This window comes from Myxococcus sp. MxC21-1 (assembly GCF_032612255.1).
In the GTDB taxonomy this organism is placed as follows: domain Bacteria; phylum Myxococcota; class Myxococcia; order Myxococcales; family Myxococcaceae; genus Myxococcus; species Myxococcus virescens.
The window spans coordinates 5,128,061-5,145,314 of record NZ_CP123278.1 but is presented as its reverse complement, the minus strand read 5'-3'; the positions used below and the strand labels follow the sequence as shown (position 1 = coordinate 5,145,314).

The following is a 17,254-nucleotide window of genomic DNA, read 5'->3' as shown; positions in this document are numbered from 1 at the left end:
GATGGCAGGTGGGGCAGCGCATGGGCGTGGGAGCTCGGGGCCGTGAGCTTGGACGGCCACGCCCGGACGTCAGTCACTCATCTCCGGCAGCTCGGGCAGCACATCCGGGTCCAGCTTCAGAATCACACACAGGCGCGTCAGGGTAGGAATGGTCGGCACCATCACCCCTCGTTCCACCCGAGCGAGCACTTCCACGGGGATTTCCAGTTGCTCGGCGACCTCCTCCATGCCGAGCCCCGCCTGCTGGCGGGCGGCCTTCAGTGCCGCTCCGAGCACCTCGGCCCTTTCCCTACGACTCGTCGTCATGGGCCGAGCATGACGCCTTCTCGCGTTCCCGTCATCCAATTCACCACATGCCGGTGCGCTGGCGCACGGACCCGAACATTGCCCGGGGGCGGGCGGCCGGGGCAAGCCTCCCGGGCGTCCGCGGCGACTGTGTGGCCCAGGGGGAGGGTGGCCAGGTTGTCCGGACGTGCGCAGGCTGGGCGACTGGGGTTGCGGCATTGGCGCCGGGCGGGGGGTGTGTTAGTTCGCCCCTCCCCCCGGTGTCCCCGCCAGAAAGAGGAGAAGCGAATGGCCCGCCGTCAGGTCCGTGTCGTCGGTGCGATGCTCCAGAATGAGCAGGGGCGCTACCTCATCACCCAGCGCCCCCCCACCGCGTCACTGCCCCTGCTGTGGGAGTTCCCCGGCGGGCGCGTGGAGGAGGGTGAAGAGGACGCCGAGGCCCTTGCCCGGGAAATCCAGGAAGAGACGGGCGTGGAGGTGGACGTGCTGGGTCAGGCCATGCACACCCACCACGAGTACCCCAACTACGACATCGACTTCCGCGTCTTCCACTGCCGGCTCTCGCGGCCGACGGAGGAAATCCAACACCTGCGCGTGCATGACCACCGCTGGGTGACGCTGGAGGAGATGTCCGCGTACCGCTTCCCGGACGCGGATGCCAAGACGTTGGCGAAGCTGCTCGACCTGGACAGCTGACGTGCCGCGCCGTCTCCTCCTGGCGTTGCTGGCCGGAGTGCTGGGCGCGTGCTCCCGCTCCAAGCCGCCGCCCGCGCCGCCTCCACCCGAGGCGACGAACCAGGTCCCTGCCCAGGGCGTGCCGGGGTGCACGCTCTACGGCGAGCCTCAGCGGTCCGGCACCGTGCCCGACGAGCTGTCCGAGCTCTCCGGTCTGGCCGCCAGCCAGCGCCACCCGGGGGCCTTCTGGGCGCACAACGACTCCGGCAACGGCTTCGAGCTGTTCGCGATGGACGCGAAGGGCGCCATCCTCGCCCGGCTGACGCTCACCGGGGCCACCCCTCGCGACATCGAGGACGTCACGGTGGGGCCCTGCGCCCCGGGGCGTCGCGCGGCTGCGTCTATCTTGCGGACATCGGTGACAACTTCGCGCGCCGGGAGCAGGTGCGGCTCTACCGGCTGCCAGAGCCGGAGGCGCTCGAGGACGCCACGGTGCCGGTGGAGGTGCTGTCCTTCATGTACCCGGACGGGCCCCGCGACGCGGAGTCGGTCATCATCGACGCCCGCTCTGGCCGGTTGGCCGTCATCACCAAGACGCTGGACTCCCTGGGGGATGTCTTCGCGCTGGATGGGCTGAGCGCGGAGACCCCCATCCAGGCCCGGAAGCTGGGGACGCTGACGGCGCCGCTCGGGATGGACCGGGCCACCACCGCGGCCTCCCTGCATGCCTCCGGTGAGCGGCTGCTGCTGCGCACCTACTCGCGCGCGTACGAACTGCGCCGCCCCGACGCCGCGCGGCTGGAGGACCTGCTGCAAGGACAGCTCGTCGAGGTTCCGAGCGGGAGCCAGGCCCAGGCAGAAGCCATCACCTTCGTGCAAGACGGCAACGGCTATTTGTTGGGCACGGAGTTCACTGGCCAACCTTTGTGGTTGATCGGGTGTCGCTGATCCGCCGCAAGGGCCCGCACATGCCGTGAAGCCCGCCTGGCGGGTTGACGGTATGGCAACGGTGAACATCTTTGGCCCGCCAGGGAAGACGCCTCGCGGTCACTGTGTCCGCGTGGGCGGGGGAGGGGGAGGGTCGAGCGTGCCGACGATGAAGCCACAGGATTTGCCGCCTGGGATGGGCCCACGCGGAAAGAAGACAGACAAGCCAACGCCAACGGGGAAGGGGTTCAAGTTCGGCTCACCGTTGGGCTACATCCTGTTGCTCGTCCTGGGCTTCCTGCTGTTCCGCAACGTCTTCCAGGACGCGGGCGTGCGGCGCGTGAGCTACAGCCAGTTCCGCGACGGGGTGGAAGCCGGGAACTTCAGCCGGGTCCAGATTTCGAACGAGTGGGTGAAGGGCTTCCTCAAGGACACGGCACAGCCGCCTCCTCCTCCGGCAGACGGGGAGCGCACGCTGCGCGGCGAGCCGAGCGCCCTGCCGTGGATGGCCTACCGCGTCGCCGGTGACGAGGGGCTGGTGCCGTTGCTGGAGCAGAAGGGCATCCAGTTCGAGGCCGTGCCGCAGTCAGGGCTGGGCGAGGCGCTGTGGATATGGCTGTTGCCCCTGGGCCTCTTCTTCCTCTTCTGGAGCTTCATGATGCGCCGGGTGGCCGGTGGCATGGGCCAGGGCCCACAGAGCGTCATGAGCTTCGGGAAGACGCGCGCCAAGGTGCAGGCCGAGGCCGATACCGGCGTGGGCTTCAAAGATGTGGCCGGCGTGGACGAGGCGGTCGACGAGCTGCGTGAAATCGTCGAGTTCCTCAAGACGCCCGAGAAGTTCCGCCGCCTGGGCGGGCGCATCCCCAAAGGGGTGCTGCTGGTGGGCCCTCCGGGTACGGGCAAGACGCTGCTGGCGCGAGCCGTGGCGGGTGAAGCGGGCGTCCCCTTCTTCAGCCTGTCGGGCTCCGAGTTCGTGGAGATGTTCGTCGGCGTGGGCGCCGCGCGAGTCCGCGACTTGTTCGCCCAGGCCACGTCGAAGGCGCCGTGCATCATCTTCATCGACGAGCTGGACGCCATTGGCAAGAGCCGCAACTCGGGCGTGGCCGGTGGACATGACGAGCGTGAGCAGACGCTCAACCAGCTGCTCGCGGAGATGGACGGCTTCGACAGCCGCGCGGGGCTCATCATCCTGGCGGCCACCAACCGTCCGGAGATCCTGGACAGCGCGTTGATGCGTCCGGGCCGCTTCGACCGGCAGGTGCTGGTGGACCGGCCGGACAAGCGGGGCCGCGAGCGCGTGCTGGAGATTCACGCGAAGGGCGTGAAGTTGGGACCGGACGTGGACCTCAAGGCCATTGCCTCGCGCACCCCGGGCTTCGCGGGCGCGGACCTGGCCAACGTGGTGAACGAGGCCGCGCTCCTGGCCGCGCGCCGCAACCGCGACGCGGTGATGCGGGCGGACTTCGAGGAAGCCATCGAGCGTGTCGTCGCCGGTCTGGAGAAGAAGAACCGCCGGATGAACGAGCGTGAAAAGGAGATTGTCGCGCACCACGAGGCGGGCCACGCGGTGGTGGGGTGGATGCTGCCTCACGCGGAGCGGGTGACGAAGGTGTCCATCATCCCGCGCGGCCTGGCGGCGCTGGGCTACACCATGTCGCTGCCGCTGGAGGACCGCTATCTCATGTCGCTGGACGAACTGCGCGACAAGATGGCGGGGATGATGGGCGGCCGGGCCGCGGAGGAGATCTTCATCGGGGAAATCTCCACCGGCGCGTCCAACGACATCCGCCAGGCCACGGAGATGGCCCGGATGATGGTGCGGGACTACGGCATGAGCACGCTGGGGCCGGTGGCCCTGAGCGCGGATCATGGCCCGGGCTTCCTCCGCTCGGCGGGCGTGCCGGAGACGCGCAGCTACTCCGAGCAGACGGCGCGGATGATTGACGAGGAGGTGCGCAAGCTCGTCAGTGAAGCGCTCGACAGGGCCCGTCAGGTGCTGACCACCCACAAGGACAGGGCCCAGGCGTTGGCGGCCCGGCTCCTGGCCGTGGAGGTGGTGGAGGAGGACACCATGGTGACGATTCTGGGTCCCAAGGTGTTGGCGCAGCGCGGCCTGCTGCACCCGGAGGCGCGTCAGGTCATCTCCGCGCACCCGGTGGACGTCGGGGGCAATGACGACCAGACGCCGCCCACTCAACACTCGGACGCGCTCGACTCCTGAGGCTTCGGCTGGCTGGGTGCCTGCCCTCCTGCCGTCCCGAAGCCCACCGCCACCGCGACGTCCTGCGGTGGCCGGTGAGCGAAATTATCTTTAGCGGAAAGGAGGCGTCGCCGTGGAGAACAGGATCGGTAAGAGCTACATCGCCCGCAAGGCCCTCTTCGCGAAGGGGCTCAAGGAGGGCCGGCTCACGGTTCAGGAGATTGAGGAGGCCCTGCCGGCGGGAACCCTGACGGCGGCGGAGCGGTGGCTCCTCTATTACTCGCTGCGGGCCGCCCAGGTGGAAATCATCGACGAGGTGACAGGGCAGGTGGACCACGGCTTCATGGCCGAGTCTCCCGCCGCGCCGCAGGAGCACTAGCTCGCTCCCGCGTTGACAGGGGCCGCCTCGCGGTTAGGTTCCGGGCAGCAGTGACTCCCTACCTCTCGCGCGCGACTGCGCACCCACCATCGCCTCAGGTTAGACATGGCCGGTAACACCCGCACCGACGCAGCCCCCGAAGCCACCCAGCAGCCCCCCTCCGCCAACGGCGAGGGACCTGTTTCCGCCGCCGAGGAGACTTCCTCCCAGCAGCAGGCTCCGGAGGAGCACGCGGCTGCCGGTCAGGACGCGGAGCGGGAGCGGATGGCCGCGGAGCTGGAGACGCTTCGCAAGAAGTTCGACATTGCCGTCCGCGCGGTGCAGGCCGCGGAGAAGGACCGCGAGGAGTTCAAGCAGCGCGTGACGCGGGAGCGTGAGCGCATGCTGGACGTGGAGCGCGGCAACGTGGCCATCACGCTGCTGGAGGCCATTGACGAGTTGGACCGGTGCCTGTCCGTCAGTGCCCAGGACACCTCGCCGCTGGCCGAGGGCGTCCGGATGATCCGTGCCGAGCTCTTGCGCAAGGTGCAGTCCACGGGCATCGAGCGCCTTGAGGTCGTCGGGCAGCCCTTCGACCCGAACACGGCCGATGCGGTCGACATGGAAGTGACCGCCACGCCGGACGAGGACCACCGCATCGTCGCTGAGCTGCGTGCGGGCTACCGGCTGAAGGACCGCATCATCCGTCCGGCCCGGGTGAAGGTGGCGAAGTACGTCGCCCCCGTCCAGGCCTGACGCCGCCGTTCAGGGCGCCCCCGTCACTCACGGGAAGGGGGCGCCGGGCCAGGCTGTTGAGTCCGCTCGACCCTGGTCCGCCGTGTAGACTGCCGCTCCGTGCTCTCCCGATTCTTCTCCCTGTGTTTGGTGCTGGCGCTCGTCCCGGTCGCGGCGGCCGCCGAGGGTCCTCTCGACGCGTGGCTTCCCGCGCGGGCCCGGGAGCATGCCGCGTGGTTCGCCGCGCAGGCCGCGGGTGTCGAGGGGCAGACGGGCAGCCTGGGCCTGTGGCGCGAGCGCGCCGAGGGAGACCCGGGCATCCCCCACTTCGTGCCCCCGTCCTCGCTGGCGCCGCTGATCCGCGCGGTGGAGGCGAGCGTCGTCAACATCACCACCGTGGGGCCCCGGGCCGGTGGCTTGGAGGGGATGAAGAAGTCCACCGGCTCCGGCTTCGTGCTGACGCCAGACGGGCTCGTCGTCACCAACAACCACGTGGTGGCCAGCGCGCAGCAGATTGCCGTGCGTCTGGCGGATGGCCGCGAGTTCGCCGCGTCCGTGGTGGGCCGTGACGCCTCCACGGACGTGGCGCTGCTGCGGCTCAGCGGCGTGGACCTGGGCAAGCTGCCCGCCGTGTACCTGGGGGACTCGGACCGGATGGCGGTGGGCGACTGGGTGGTGGCCATTGGCAACCCCTTTGGCCTGGACCACTCCGTGTCCCACGGGATGATCTCCGCCAAGGAGCGCGTGCTGGGCGTGGGCCAGTTCGACGACTTCATCCAGACGGACGCGCTCATCAACCCCGGCAACTCCGGTGGGCCGCTCTTCAACATGAAGGGGGAGGTGGTGGGGGTGAACACCGCCATCATCAGTCAGGGGCAGGGCATTGGTTTCGCGGTCCCCAGCAACCTGGTGAAGGAGCTGCTGCCCAACCTCCGGGAGAACGGCAAGCTGGAGCGTGGGTGGCTGGGCGTCGTCATCAACGACGACGGGAGCCATGGGGGCGGTGAGCGCCAGGCCCCGCTGGTGAAGGACGTCTACAAGGGCAGCCCCGCCGCAGCCGTGGGCATCCGCCCCGGAGACCGGCTGGTTGCGGTGAACGGGCGGCCCATCGGCTCCTACCTGCAGCTGTTGCGCAAGGTGGCGCTGCTGGCGCCGGGCACCGAGGCGCGCTTGTCGCTGACGCGGGGCACCGAGACGCAGGACGTGACGGTGCGGCTGGTGGCGCGCCCCGCCCAGGAGGCCACCGAGGGGCTCATCCAGCGGACGGCCAGCGAGGAGGAGATGGGGCTTGTGATCCGCGACCTCACGCCGGAGGTGGCCGCGCCCCTGGGGGAGACGGCCTGGTCCGGCGTGCTGGTGTCGGGTGTCACGCCGCGCAGCCCGGCGGACTCGGCCGGCCTGCGGGCGGGAGACGTCGTGACGGAAGTGAACCGCCGCCGGGTGAAGGACGTGGCCGGGGTGCGCGCGGCGCTGGGGAAGGGGAGCGCCGGGGTCAGCATCCTCCTGCGGGTGAAGCGGGGCGAGGCGCTCCAGTACATCGCCATCGCCCGGTGAGATGACGCCCGCCTAGCGCTTCTTGGCGTCCTTGCCGTGGAGCCACAGGCCCATGGCCTGGCCGCTGCGACCCTCGGTGATGAAGATGGCTTCGATGCGCGCCGTCACGCCGTGGCTCTTCCCGCCGCCCTTCTTGGGCAGGGTCCACACGCTCTGCGGGGTGAAGACAATCTGTGCCCGCACCGAGCGCGTGGAGAAGAGGCGGTTGAACATCTGCAGGTTCCACCCCGCCGGCATGTCACCGGTGACGGTGAGGTAGGGGAGGATGGGGTTTCCGTTGCCGTCCGTCTTCTTGGGCGCCCCGTGGGTGAGCGCCGAGCTGCCGCCGGGGAAGAACGGGGTGATGTTGATGCTGTACTCGCCCGTGCCCAGCGAATAGGGCCCCGGGGTGAGCATGGTGGCGTCGTCCTCGGTGACGATCATGTACAGCCGCTTGCCCTGGTACTTCTTCCGGAACGCCTCCGCGTTGGCCTTGCACTGCGAGTCCACGAAGGGGCCGTCGCACGCGCCCACGAACTTTTCCAGGAAGGTCCCCAGCCCGCCTAGCGGCTCGGCTTCGTCACGCAGCTTGGCGAAGCGAGGGTCCGCGTCCGCCAGGGCGAGCGCGGGCGCGAGGAAGAGGGCGGCGGCGAGGAGGATGCGATTCACGGGCGAGGTCTCCGGGGAACAGGGGGTCAGCCCGGAATCGTGCCATTTCGGAAAGTGTCCGGCACTCGTTACATGGGTGTGTGGGGGTGGATGTAGGTGAAGAACTTGCCTACATGTGGCTACCGTGTAGGTTGCGCCTGTCACCACCTGTTCCGGGAGCTACCCCCATGTTTGAGCGTCCTCACGAGCGCCGTTCCCACCTCCGTTTCGACAAGGTCTTCACCGTCTACCTCACCACCCAGGATGGGATGCTTCGGGGGGTGGGCCGCAACATCAGCGCGCGGGGCATGTTCGTGGAGGTCCGGGACCAGGTGGGCCTGGGCGAGAAGCTGAAGGTGACGTTCGCCGGCGAGGACGGGACGGAGATGACGTGCCTGTGCGAGGTCCGCTACCAGGTGGCCCTGGCCTTCGGGCGCAAGGACGGGCGCGAGGGCAGCAGCCGCGGCGTGGGGCTGCGCATCGTGGCCTATGAGACGCAGGACGACGCGCCCCTCCTGCTGGTGGACCGCGAGCGGGTGATGCACTGACATCCGTCCGGGGCCCGTGAGGGGCTTCGCGGCCTGGCGCTTCCCGGAACAGCAGCGGGGGCCGCCCAAGCCAACCTCCGGACCCGGTGAAAACGAAAGGGCACGGCCTTCCAGATGGAGGACCGTGCCCTTCGTGTTTCCAGTGGTGGGCGGGTGCCCGCGGCTTCGACTACTGCGAGAAGCCCTCGAGGAGGTAGTGGGCCTCGATGCGCTTGAGCGCCAGAATCATGGCGGCGCAGCGGGTGTCCACCGTCTCACCGATGCAGTACTGGCGGCTGTCGTGCATCTCCGTCTTGCGCGGCTGGTTGCGCGAGATGTCGCGGATGATGCGGTAGTTGCGCTTCATGGCGCGCTCGAGCCGCTGGTCGACCTCGGCCTCGCTCCAGCGCTCCATGCGCTTGTTCTGGATCCACTCGTAGTAGCTCACCGTCACACCACCGGCGTTGGCGATGATGTCCGGGATGAGCTCGATGCCGCGCTTCTCCAGGATGCGGTCGGCCTCCGGGGTGGTGGGGCCGTTGGCGCCCTCGGCCACCAGCTTGACGCGCAGGCGCTCGGCCACCTCGGCGGTGATTTCGCCGCCCAGGGCGGCGGGGACCAGGATGTCCGCCTGGACGTCCCAGAGGTCCTTCTTCTCGATGCGCTGGGCGCCCGGGAAGCCGAGCACGCTGCGCTTGAGGTTCTTGGGGTCCTGCACGTAGGCGGAGAGCGCGGTCACGTCGATGCCGTCACCATTGAAGATGGTGCCGTCGGCGTCGTTCACCGCGAGCAGGCGGGCGCCCATCTGCGACAGGATGTTGGCGGCGTGGCTGCCCACGTTGCCGAAGCCCTGGATGATGAACGTCTTGCCCTTCACGGACTCGCCGCGGTCGGCGTAGTAGTCCTCGATGCAGAAGGCGACGCCCTGGCCGGTGGCCTTGTGGCGGCCCTCGGAGCCGCCGATGCGCACGTCCTTGCCGGTGACGATGCCACGCAGGTTGTGGCGCTCGCGCTCACCGTCCGAGTACTGGCGGTAGAGCAGGGCCATGATGCCGGGGTTGGTGCCCACGTCCGGCGCCGGGATGTCGATGTCCGGGCCAATCATGCTCTTGAGCCGGTACATGAAGCGCAGGGTGATGGCCTCGATCTCCTCGCGGCCATACTCGCGCGGGTCTATCTGGATGCCGCCCTTGCCGCCGCCGAACGGAACCTCGGCGATGGCCGTCTTCCAGGTCATCTCCGCGGCCAGGGCCTTGAAGAGGTCCAGGGACACCTCGCGGTGGTAGCGCAGGCCGCCCTTGTAGGGGCCGCGCGCCTGGTTGTGCTGCACGCGGTAGGCCTTGAAGCGCTGCGACTCACCGGGGACCAGCTGGTACACCTTGCCGTCCGGCAGGCGCAGGTGGCCCTGGCGGATGTCCACGTCCGAGCCCAGCAGGGCGCGGCCATTGAGGATGATGTTGCCGTTGGCCAGCAGCTCCAGGCCTTCCTTGTTGCGGACTTGCGTCTCGGGGAGGTTGGAGAAGGTGCGCGCCTTCTCCTCGGAGAGCGGGACGAGGCGGTCCTTCAGCTTCGCCGTGACGTAGAAGATGTGCTCGTAGTCCGGCTCCTCCAACTCGAGGCGGACGCGCTTGTCCAGCGCGATGAGGTCCGCGGCACGATGGAAGATCTCCATCGCCTCGGTGTAGACGGTGCGCTTGGGCGTAGGGGCCGGGGCACGCATGAAATTCTCTTCGCTGGCCATGACGGGAGATGCTCCTTGTCGCGTCGCCGCTCGTGGGCGAGGCACGTGGGGGTAGCGGGGCCCTTATGTACATAGGCGCTCCGAGACTTCAACCGCGCCAAGCACCCGTCCTCCCCCAAGAATCTGGAGCGATAACGGGCACTTATGTCAACGCGATGTGTCACCTACGACAGACGCGGTGTGTCATCCGTGTCAGGGTGGTCAATCGTGGTGATGGTTGGAAAAGCAACGATGCGGGCGCGCGGAAAATGGGCGGAGTGGCGGGGAGGGTGAGTACTCGCCTTCATTTCTGCTTGCCGGACATGAGCCGCCATGGTACTCCCCGCGCACCTGTCGCGCCGACATAGCTCAGCGGCAGAGCAACTGATTCGTAATCAGTAGGTCCCCAGTTCAATCCTGGGTGTCGGCTCCAAGAAGAGAAAAGGGCTGGTTGCTTCAGGCAACCAGCCCTTTTCCTTTTCTGCCGCGATCAACGCTCGGGCGTTGCTTCAGTCAGGCTGGAGGACGTTCGACTTCGACGTGTTCGCCTGCGTGAGGTGTGGCGGCGGGCGGCGAGTGCTGGCGTACGTGAACGACGCGGGAGGGGCCGGCGTTGTACCCCATGGGGCTGCGCGGCTTCTCCGCCCGCTTGGCACACTGCTCCGGCGGCCCCCGTCAGCGGTACTGTTCGGATCCTCCATTCCAGCCCTCGTTACTTGTAGTCGGCCCACTGCCTGTCATTCGGCGACGAGTTGGTCGAGCGCGTGAACGTCGCGCTCTTCCCCACTGCGTCCGCATAGCCAATGGTCCGGTCCAACGTGCAGCGAAGCGCGTCGTTGCCGTCCACCATCAGGCCTTGGCAGGTCATCAGGTCGCCGAGCTTCAACGAGCCTCCACTGACACTCCAGGTGCCGGTGCGCTTGAACATGCGGGAGAGAGGAATCTCGGCGGTGTAGCCATTGGAGCGCACGGTCCCCGCGCCCTCGGCGTAGTAGAGGATGAAGCTCTTGTCTTGCTTCAGAAAGGCGGTCGCGGCGAACAGGTTGATGCCATCCCGCTGGGCGGGGAACTCAACCGCGCCACCCGGGGCGCCAGCGTATTTCTCATAGGCGAACTGTGCGAAGTACTCGCTCGCGGGTCTGCCATTCACAGTCGTTTCCGTGTCAGTCCCCTCTCCTCCATTTCCGTTTCCATTTCCGTTTCCGTTTGGATTGGACGGCTCCGAGTCACCTCCACAAGCAATGAGCAGGGCCCCGAGGGAGAGTCCAACGAGCGCGCACGGCCAACGAATGAACGACGTATTCACAGGATGAGTCCTTTGATGCGAGGGTTTGCTCTCGCGAGCTGCGGCCCTGAACTCGCGACCACAGCAGCGCGAAACTGCCGACGAGCACTCGCGAGCGCTATCGGCCCCCCTGGGACCGCGCATACGGCGAGTTAATTCACGCGAAACATATTACTCGGATGGTTTCATACTTTGAGAATCTGGGGGGAGGAGGCGACTACCGCACGCGCTCGATGCGGTGCTTGCGCCCCTTGATGTGTCCCTCCCTCAATCGCGGAAGGGTCATCTTCGCGACGCGCTTGGAGACCGCGAAGAAGCCGTGGCGGTCGTGGATCTCGATCTTGTCCGCGTCCGACGCGGCCAGCCCACCCGCCTCGCCCGTGAGCGCCCCAAGGATGGTCCGAGCGCGTCACCAGCGAGAGCGCCAGCCCACTCCGCCCCACGTGTCGCGTCCGGCCGATGCGGAACGTACGCCTCGGGGGGGGGCGAAGCGCACCGGCAGACTCATCGTGCGCGTGCTCGACAACGGGGTGCCCTTCAATTCCCGCCTCGCCAAGACTGCCCTTGAGGCGGCGCTCCCTTGCGTCCGCGCCTTCCGGCTGCCGAAGTACTCTTCCGAGACGCTCAACTGGATTGAGAACTTCTGGGACTGCCTCAAGAAGACATACTTCAGCCAGATGCTTGCCGCGCAGAGGGCGGCATTCCATCCAAGCGCCATCCGCCTCCTGCGGAGGCTGCGTCGCTCAGGACGGCTGGGGCGGCTGGCGCTTCGGATACCCCCTAAACGGATTCAAGCTCTCTGGCTTAGTGCTGCGAAAGTCAGGACGGACCTTGTGAATTGGGTAGGTCTCATAGAACAAACAACCTACCAGGGGCGTGGTGGGGCAATTCGCTGTTTGCTCGGTGGCGTCTGAAGGGCAGTGCAATCTGAAAGGTGTGGAAGTTTAATTGGGATTCCAGTGGTAGGAGGCTGCCGCACGAACTCCACTGAAGTTGTCAGACCCCAAAGTCAGGCTGCAGCGCCTCCTGATTCCCAGGGGCGTCCTCAGGGGATGCAATGAGATTGGTTTCCGTGGTGTCTTTGCTGCTTCTTTCAGCGGGGTGTGCGACCACTCGCATTGTCAATATCGATGCTGGAAATGGTCAGCGAGTCGTCCACGAGTCGGTAGATGTTGACCCGGTCGAAGTGAGCGAGGACGAATTCAAGTCTGCCCTGACGCGGCTCATCCTTGACATGCGCATGGACGTTGCGTTCCGATCGGCTGAATCGGCGGATGCGCGAGGTTGGGTGCGCTCCAGGACCCTGCTCGCGTCCTCGAAGGGCCTCGCGGATTCGAGGTCGGGGAGTTCACCTGAGTCTTTGTACGCGCGCATCTGCCCCGACGCGGACGACTGCTTGACCCTGGTGGGGGGGACGGGGCTGACGTTCTCGCGAAAGGACCGGACGCTCATGGCGCTGTCCTTCGCGCTCGACACCGTTTGGGAGAGCGTCGAGGCCGAGGTCGGAAAGGTGCTGAACCCAGTGGCGCTCAAGGCCCTGGTGACGTCGGCTGCGCTGACGCTGCTCCTCACGCTGGCGCTGCCCGAGCCGATCACCAAAGTCATCGCGGTGGCGCTGACTGCGGCGATGGTGGCCTATCTGGGCGTAGTGCCTGTATGGGAGATCGGGCGCGGATTCGTCCGGTTGTGGGATGATGCTGGGACGGCGATGAGCGTCATCGAGCTACAAGACATCGGGCATCGGTTCGGGCGGGTGCTCGGCACGAACGGCACGCACGTCCTGGTGCTCGTCGTCATGGCGGCGCTCGGTGGAAAGAACGCGATGGCAGCCCAGGGGCCGAAGCTCCCGGGCTTCCCCCAGGCCGCGATTCGAGCGCAGGCTGAGGCGGGATTTCAGCTCGGAGCGGCCATGAATGGCGGCGTCACGTCCATCGCACTTCCCGCAGCTGGTGTGCTGAACGTTGCCCTGGCGCCCGGAGCCGCTGCGGCCCTGGCGATGTACTCGGACGGGCGCTTCCCGGGTGACACTGAAGGGCCCGTTCACCACATCTGCACGAGCAGGAATTCGATTTCCGCAGCGACTGGTGGGCCATGGACACCCGCGTGTGAAGAAATCTTCGAGAAGGCCGGTATGTCGCTTGAGGATGCTGCAAATAAGGTGCGGCTCAAGGGGCATGAGGGGCCTCACCCCGAATTTTATCACAATCAAGTGGTGACTCGCCTGCAAACGGCCGTGCGTACTTGCAGAACCGAGGATGCATGTCGCGCTAAATTGCTGACTGAACTTGCGAAGATTGCAGATGAGTTGCTTACGCCGGGAACAGAATTGCGCAGCTTCATTGTGAGGTAGGAGGGCGTTGTGGAACGTAGATACTATTGGGTGAATATTGCTGATGTGCCTCAGTGGTACATCACGACGCCTGTGCCAGCGTCTGGCGGAACGTTCGATGAGCCCTGGATGTTCGGAGAGGGGCACTCACTTCCGGATCCTGGGCCCTCTAAGGCTCGGGTCAGAAGGCCGGGCCAGAAGCGCACCATTGTATTTGCAGGGGTTGAACGCACGCCTATCGTCGGCGAAGCGCTCGCGAGTGTTCTAAAGACGATCGCTCCTGATGACGTCCAACTGTTTCCAGTGGAGGTGGAGGGAGAGCGCGAGCTGTACTTCATTGTCAATGTAATCAAGGCTCTTGACTGCATTGACGAAGCGAAGTGTCGAGAAATACAGCACTATGCCGAGGACGAACCCTTTCCTGAGTATGCAGGACAGTTTCGCTGGATTAATGGACTGCGAATCGACCCCTTGAAGACTGAGGGCGCGCACGTCTTTCGGCTGAAGAAGTTCAAGATCGCCTTCATTGTCTCGGAGGACATCAAGAACGCGCTCGAACGGGTCGGGAACCTGGGCGTGTCGTTCGAGCGCGTGACCGAGGCTCCCGACCTTCATTGACGGTCGGTGCTGAGTGCCGAGCTGGCGACGGTTCTGATCTTCAAAATCCAGGGCTTGCCTCCGGTGTTGCGTGTGGCCCCGACTCGGAGGGCCACACGACGGCGCTCACGAAGCCATCACCTCGCTGTTGCGAGAGAAGACGAGACCGGCCTTCTGGACTGAGCCGATGCACAGAAAATCGCCGGAATCGAAGCCGACGAGGAGGACTCGCTGAGCGGCATCCCCGAGGAGGCTCGGCCCCATGCGCTGTGCGAGACGCCGGACTGCGAGCGCGGCGTATGCCAGCGCCAGGGGGTATTCGGCATCGTTCCCGAGGCCGTCCTCGCGCCCGTAGGCGAGCTGGTAGATGGAATCGAGGACGGTGGAGCCCGAGACGGGCGTGCCCTTGCCCCACCGCTGCCGAAACAGCCAATCGGGGTCGGTCGCGTCATAGGGGGCCCCGATGAGATGGATGTCCGCTGTCACGCGCCCCTGCACGGTCGGGTTGAAGAGACCAAACCATAGGCCGGTGATGGCCGCTGGCGGCGGCGCTGTCCGCATGATGGTTTCTAGCCATTGCTGGAGTTGCCGGAGGTCGCTCTCCACATCGAGCGCCCGTAGGGCGGACCAGTCTGGATGAGGGCGTGCTGCCTCGCAGAACTGGATGATGTGCAGGAGTGCTTCCGCTACGGAGAGGTCCGACTTCACGACGCGCTCAATCTCTCCGAATAGCTTTCTGTAGTCGTAGGCGGGCATCGAGCGATTCTACGTGTTCCTCCGGCGCGCGTGCGGACACGGCGCCGGAGCAGGTGTCCTCCGCCCGTGCAGGCCCAGACTCACGTCGCCTTGCGACCGACGAGCTGCACCACGGCGGCCCTTCCGGTGTGCAGGGTCCCCTCGCGGACCTCGCGCGTCAGCTCACGGAGCACGGGCAGCTCCAGCCCCGCGAAGTCCTCGCGCAGGGCCTCCGCCGTGTAGAGGAGCTCCTCGACAGGCGGACCGCCCGTGCGGAAGCCCAGCTGAGCGGGCGTGTATGCTTCGAGGAGGACCAGGCCACCGGGGCGGAGGCTCTTCACCAGCGCGCCATGCACCCGCCGCCGCAGGGCGGGGGCAGGTGACAGAAGATGACGATGGCCGCGTCCCACGCCTCCGGCGCGAAGGTGAAGTGCGCCGGTCGCTGACGTGCGTCTCGATGTTGACGCCGCGCTCGTCTGCCAGCTGCTTCGCCTTCTGGAGCCCCACGCTCGACGCGTCCACGGCGGTGACGGCGTGGCCCAGGGAGGCGAGGTAGACGGCGTTGCGGCCCTCGCCCTCACCGAGGCTCAGCACGCGCCCGCCGGGAGGGAGGCGTGAGGCCATCTCCACGAGGAAGTCGTTGGGCTGGGTGCCATAGACATACGCCGGGTGACTGAAGCGTGCGTCCCATTGAGTGGCTGCGTCGGGGGGCTGCTCGGCCATGGTGCTCCTCCTGGAGTTCTGCATGACGTCAGTGGGCATTCTGCGTCGTGACGGCGCCGGCCCCCAGCCCCAACGCTTCCCGGTTCTTGAAGAAGATGAAGACGCCCATCACGACGAGGAAGCCGGAGAAGGCTGCCTTGAGCGTCGCCTGGGAGACGAAGTGGGACGCCCAGGTGCCCAGCAGGATGCCCACCACGGCGATGGCCGTGAAGATGCCAAGGGAGACCCAGGGCACCTCGACGTGGCCGAGGTAGCCGGCGAAGCCCACGAGGGAGTTGAGGGCGATGACGAGCAGGCTGGTGCCCACCGCCTGCTTCATGGGCAGGCCCACCAGCAGCACCAGCGCCGGGACGATGAGGAAGCCGCCGCCCACGCCGACCAGACCGGTGAGGCCTCCCACGCCGAGGGCGGCCAGGGCCATGAGGGGGAAGGACGCCTTCCGGGGCTCGGGCGTCTGCGCGGAGTCCTTCCGGCCATTGCGGAACATGAAGACGGCGGAGACGAGCATCACCGTGGCGAAGAGCAGCAGTTGCGTCGTCCCGGAGATGAGCGCGGACAGGCGCGCCCCGGCGTAGGTGCCCACCATGGCCACCGTCCCGAAGACGAGGGCCGCCTTCCACTGGACGTTGCCCCTGCGCCAGTGGCTCGCCGCACCGAAGAGGCTGGTGACGCCCACCACAGCCAGTCCCATGGCGATGGACTCCTTGGCCCCGAAGCCCAGGACGTACACGAGGATGGGGACGGTGATGATGGAGCCACCACCGCCGAGCAGGCCGAGCGACAGGCCCATGAGCGCCGCGAGGGAGAAGCCGAGAAGGGGCATGGTGTCCGTCCTGTCGCGACGCGCGCTCAGCCTTGGGGCCGCGGCGCGAGCGGCTCGCGCACGGCGAGCATCCCGCCTGCCAGGTTGAAGAGGTGTTTGAAGCCGCCGTGGGCGAGCAACCGCGCCGCCTGCGCGGAGCGCCCGCCCGAGCGGCAGATGAGCAGCAGCGGCGCCTCGCGCGGCCACGCGCTGGCGGCGGCCTCGAGCGTGGCCAGGGGGACGAGCTCGGCTCCAGGCAGGTGGCCCAGGGGGCCGGTGTACTCGTCCGGCTCGCGCACGTCGATGCGCCGCACCTCGGGGCCGAGCGTGTCGAGCTGCGAGGGCGTGATGTCCTGATAGGGGCGGGGTGTCATGGTCGGGACTCCTGCGAAGTGGCCAGGGGACTCAGGCCCCTTGGGGTGAGGGCGCCGTGTGTCCACAGGCGCGGTTGGCCGGGACGGCGGCGTCAATCAGCCTGGGCTTGGGCAGGTTGAGGTTCTCCATGATGTGGATGAATTCCTCCCGGCTCTTGCCGGCCACGCGGGGGTTGTGTCGCTTCTCCTCGGCGATGCTCGTCACCGTGCGACCCTTGTAGTCGTGGCCGGGGTAGACGAGCGTCTCATCGGGGAGGGTGAAGAGGACGCGCGTGAGGCTGTCGTAGAGCTGGCTCGCGTTCCCGTTCTGGAAGTCAGTGCGTCCGTTGCCACGCACGAGCAGCGCATCCCCGGTGAAGACGCGGTCGCCGAGCAGGTAGCTGATGCTGTCGTCCGTGTGCCCCGGGGTGGCGAGCACCTGGAAGACGAGCTGACCGACGCGCACCTCGTCCCCGTGGCGGACCTGGACGTTGGCGCAACTGGCGCCGTTCACGCTCCCCACCACTGTGGCCTGCGTGCGCTCCCGCAGTGCGCCCGCCGCGGTGATGTGGTCGGCGTGGACGTGGGTGTCGAAGACGTGGGTGAGGGTGAGGTTCAGCTCGGCCACCAGTTGCAGGTCGCGGTCGACCTGCTCCAGCACGGGGTCGATGAGGACGGCCTGGCGCGTGGCCTCGTCGCCGATGAGGTACGTGTACGTCGAGGACTCGGAATCGAAAAGCTGCCGGAAAATCATGTCGAAGCCTCCTGTCCATGAGAGCCCGGGGCGTGGAAGAAGGATTCTGCCGGCGTCGGTGAATCCTC

Annotated in this window: 18 protein-coding genes, 1 tRNA gene and 2 pseudogenes; 10 read left to right on the top strand and 11 right to left on the bottom strand. The window is 67.1% G+C overall.

Annotated features, from left to right (window positions below; genetic code table 11):
• Positions 1-69 precede the first annotated feature (69 nt).
• A complete protein-coding gene (locus QEG98_RS22895) occupies positions 70-306 on the bottom strand; it encodes a helix-turn-helix domain-containing protein (RefSeq protein ID WP_013940940.1) in 237 nt (78 codons plus the stop codon).
• Between the two features lie 267 nt (positions 307-573).
• Between QEG98_RS22895 and QEG98_RS22890 the strand changes: the two genes are divergently transcribed.
• From QEG98_RS22890 to QEG98_RS22865, 6 genes and pseudogenes are all read left to right on the top strand, one after another.
• Positions 574-981 carry a (deoxy)nucleoside triphosphate pyrophosphohydrolase gene (locus QEG98_RS22890; protein WP_090490760.1) on the top strand — a complete coding sequence of 136 codons (408 nt, stop codon included), beginning with the start codon at positions 574-576 and terminating at the stop codon, positions 979-981.
• A 1-nt stretch (position 982) separates the two neighbouring features.
• Positions 983-1,908 (top strand): annotated as a pseudogene (locus tag QEG98_RS22885) (hypothetical protein).
• A 175-nt stretch (positions 1,909-2,083) separates the two neighbouring features.
• A complete protein-coding gene (ftsH, locus tag QEG98_RS22880) occupies positions 2,084-4,108 on the top strand; it encodes an ATP-dependent zinc metalloprotease FtsH (protein WP_090490758.1) in 2,025 nt (674 codons plus the stop codon).
• A 112-nt stretch (positions 4,109-4,220) separates the two neighbouring features.
• Complete coding sequence (locus tag QEG98_RS22875) at positions 4,221-4,466, top strand: RNA polymerase sigma factor region1.1 domain-containing protein (protein ID WP_090490757.1); 246 nt, start codon at positions 4,221-4,223, stop codon at positions 4,464-4,466.
• A gap of 105 nt (positions 4,467-4,571) precedes the next feature.
• Positions 4,572-5,201: a nucleotide exchange factor GrpE gene (locus QEG98_RS22870; protein WP_316562812.1), complete on the top strand. Its 630-nt coding sequence runs from the start codon at positions 4,572-4,574 to the stop codon at positions 5,199-5,201.
• Positions 5,202-5,300: 99 nt separating this feature from the next.
• Positions 5,301-6,734 (top strand): trypsin-like peptidase domain-containing protein, encoded by a 1,434-nt coding sequence (locus QEG98_RS22865; RefSeq protein ID WP_090490755.1) that lies wholly within the window; start codon positions 5,301-5,303, stop codon positions 6,732-6,734.
• Between the two features lie 12 nt (positions 6,735-6,746).
• Here QEG98_RS22865 and QEG98_RS22860 read toward each other — a convergent pair whose 3' ends face one another.
• Complete coding sequence (locus QEG98_RS22860; RefSeq protein ID WP_090490754.1) at positions 6,747-7,382, bottom strand: DUF6066 family protein; 636 nt, start codon at positions 7,380-7,382, stop codon at positions 6,747-6,749.
• A 167-nt stretch (positions 7,383-7,549) separates the two neighbouring features.
• On the opposite strand from QEG98_RS22860, the gene QEG98_RS22855 reads away from it, so the two are divergent.
• The gene (locus QEG98_RS22855) at positions 7,550-7,909 is read left to right on the top strand and encodes a PilZ domain-containing protein (protein ID WP_013940932.1); all 360 of its coding nucleotides are present in this window, start codon (positions 7,550-7,552) and stop codon (positions 7,907-7,909) included.
• A gap of 169 nt (positions 7,910-8,078) precedes the next feature.
• Here QEG98_RS22855 and QEG98_RS22850 read toward each other — a convergent pair whose 3' ends face one another.
• A complete protein-coding gene (locus QEG98_RS22850) occupies positions 8,079-9,629 on the bottom strand; it encodes a Glu/Leu/Phe/Val family dehydrogenase (protein ID WP_090490753.1) in 1,551 nt (516 codons plus the stop codon).
• Between the two features lie 337 nt (positions 9,630-9,966).
• Between QEG98_RS22850 and QEG98_RS22845 the strand changes: the two genes are divergently transcribed.
• Positions 9,967-10,041 (top strand) — tRNA-Thr (locus tag QEG98_RS22845).
• A 279-nt stretch (positions 10,042-10,320) separates the two neighbouring features.
• On the opposite strand, the gene QEG98_RS22840 is transcribed toward QEG98_RS22845, so the two are convergent.
• Positions 10,321-10,758, bottom strand: a complete 438-nt coding sequence (locus tag QEG98_RS22840) for a hypothetical protein (protein WP_090490751.1) — start codon at positions 10,756-10,758, stop codon at positions 10,321-10,323.
• A 352-nt stretch (positions 10,759-11,110) separates the two neighbouring features.
• A complete protein-coding gene (locus QEG98_RS22835; protein WP_316567943.1) occupies positions 11,111-11,257 on the bottom strand; it encodes a DbpA RNA binding domain-containing protein in 147 nt (48 codons plus the stop codon).
• Positions 11,258-11,950: 693 nt separating this feature from the next.
• On the opposite strand from QEG98_RS22835, the gene QEG98_RS22830 reads away from it, so the two are divergent.
• Both QEG98_RS22830 and QEG98_RS22825 read left to right on the top strand, forming a co-directional pair.
• A complete protein-coding gene (locus QEG98_RS22830; protein WP_316562811.1) occupies positions 11,951-13,243 on the top strand; it encodes an AHH domain-containing protein in 1,293 nt (430 codons plus the stop codon).
• A 9-nt stretch (positions 13,244-13,252) separates the two neighbouring features.
• Positions 13,253-13,840 (top strand): imm11 family protein, encoded by a 588-nt coding sequence (locus QEG98_RS22825; RefSeq protein WP_316562810.1) that lies wholly within the window; start codon positions 13,253-13,255, stop codon positions 13,838-13,840.
• 105 nt (positions 13,841-13,945) lie between these two features.
• Here QEG98_RS22825 and QEG98_RS22820 read toward each other — a convergent pair whose 3' ends face one another.
• The 6 genes and pseudogenes from QEG98_RS22820 to QEG98_RS22795 all read right to left on the bottom strand — a co-directional run bounded on the left by QEG98_RS22820 (position 13,946) and on the right by QEG98_RS22795 (position 17,186).
• Positions 13,946-14,575: a hypothetical protein gene (locus QEG98_RS22820; RefSeq protein ID WP_316562809.1), complete on the bottom strand. Its 630-nt coding sequence runs from the start codon at positions 14,573-14,575 to the stop codon at positions 13,946-13,948.
• Between the two features lie 80 nt (positions 14,576-14,655).
• Positions 14,656-14,895 carry a hypothetical protein gene (locus QEG98_RS22815; protein WP_316568058.1) on the bottom strand — a complete coding sequence of 80 codons (240 nt, stop codon included), beginning with the start codon at positions 14,893-14,895 and terminating at the stop codon, positions 14,656-14,658.
• Between the two features lie 142 nt (positions 14,896-15,037).
• Positions 15,038-15,178 (bottom strand): annotated as a pseudogene (locus QEG98_RS22810) (class I SAM-dependent methyltransferase); the annotation flags it as partial.
• Between the two features lie 127 nt (positions 15,179-15,305).
• Positions 15,306-16,100, bottom strand: a complete 795-nt coding sequence (locus tag QEG98_RS22805; protein WP_316562808.1) for a sulfite exporter TauE/SafE family protein — start codon at positions 16,098-16,100, stop codon at positions 15,306-15,308.
• A gap of 26 nt (positions 16,101-16,126) precedes the next feature.
• Positions 16,127-16,453: a rhodanese-like domain-containing protein gene (locus QEG98_RS22800; RefSeq protein WP_316562807.1), complete on the bottom strand. Its 327-nt coding sequence runs from the start codon at positions 16,451-16,453 to the stop codon at positions 16,127-16,129.
• Between the two features lie 31 nt (positions 16,454-16,484).
• Positions 16,485-17,186: an MBL fold metallo-hydrolase gene (locus QEG98_RS22795; RefSeq protein WP_316562806.1), complete on the bottom strand. Its 702-nt coding sequence runs from the start codon at positions 17,184-17,186 to the stop codon at positions 16,485-16,487.
• Positions 17,187-17,254 lie beyond the last annotated feature (68 nt).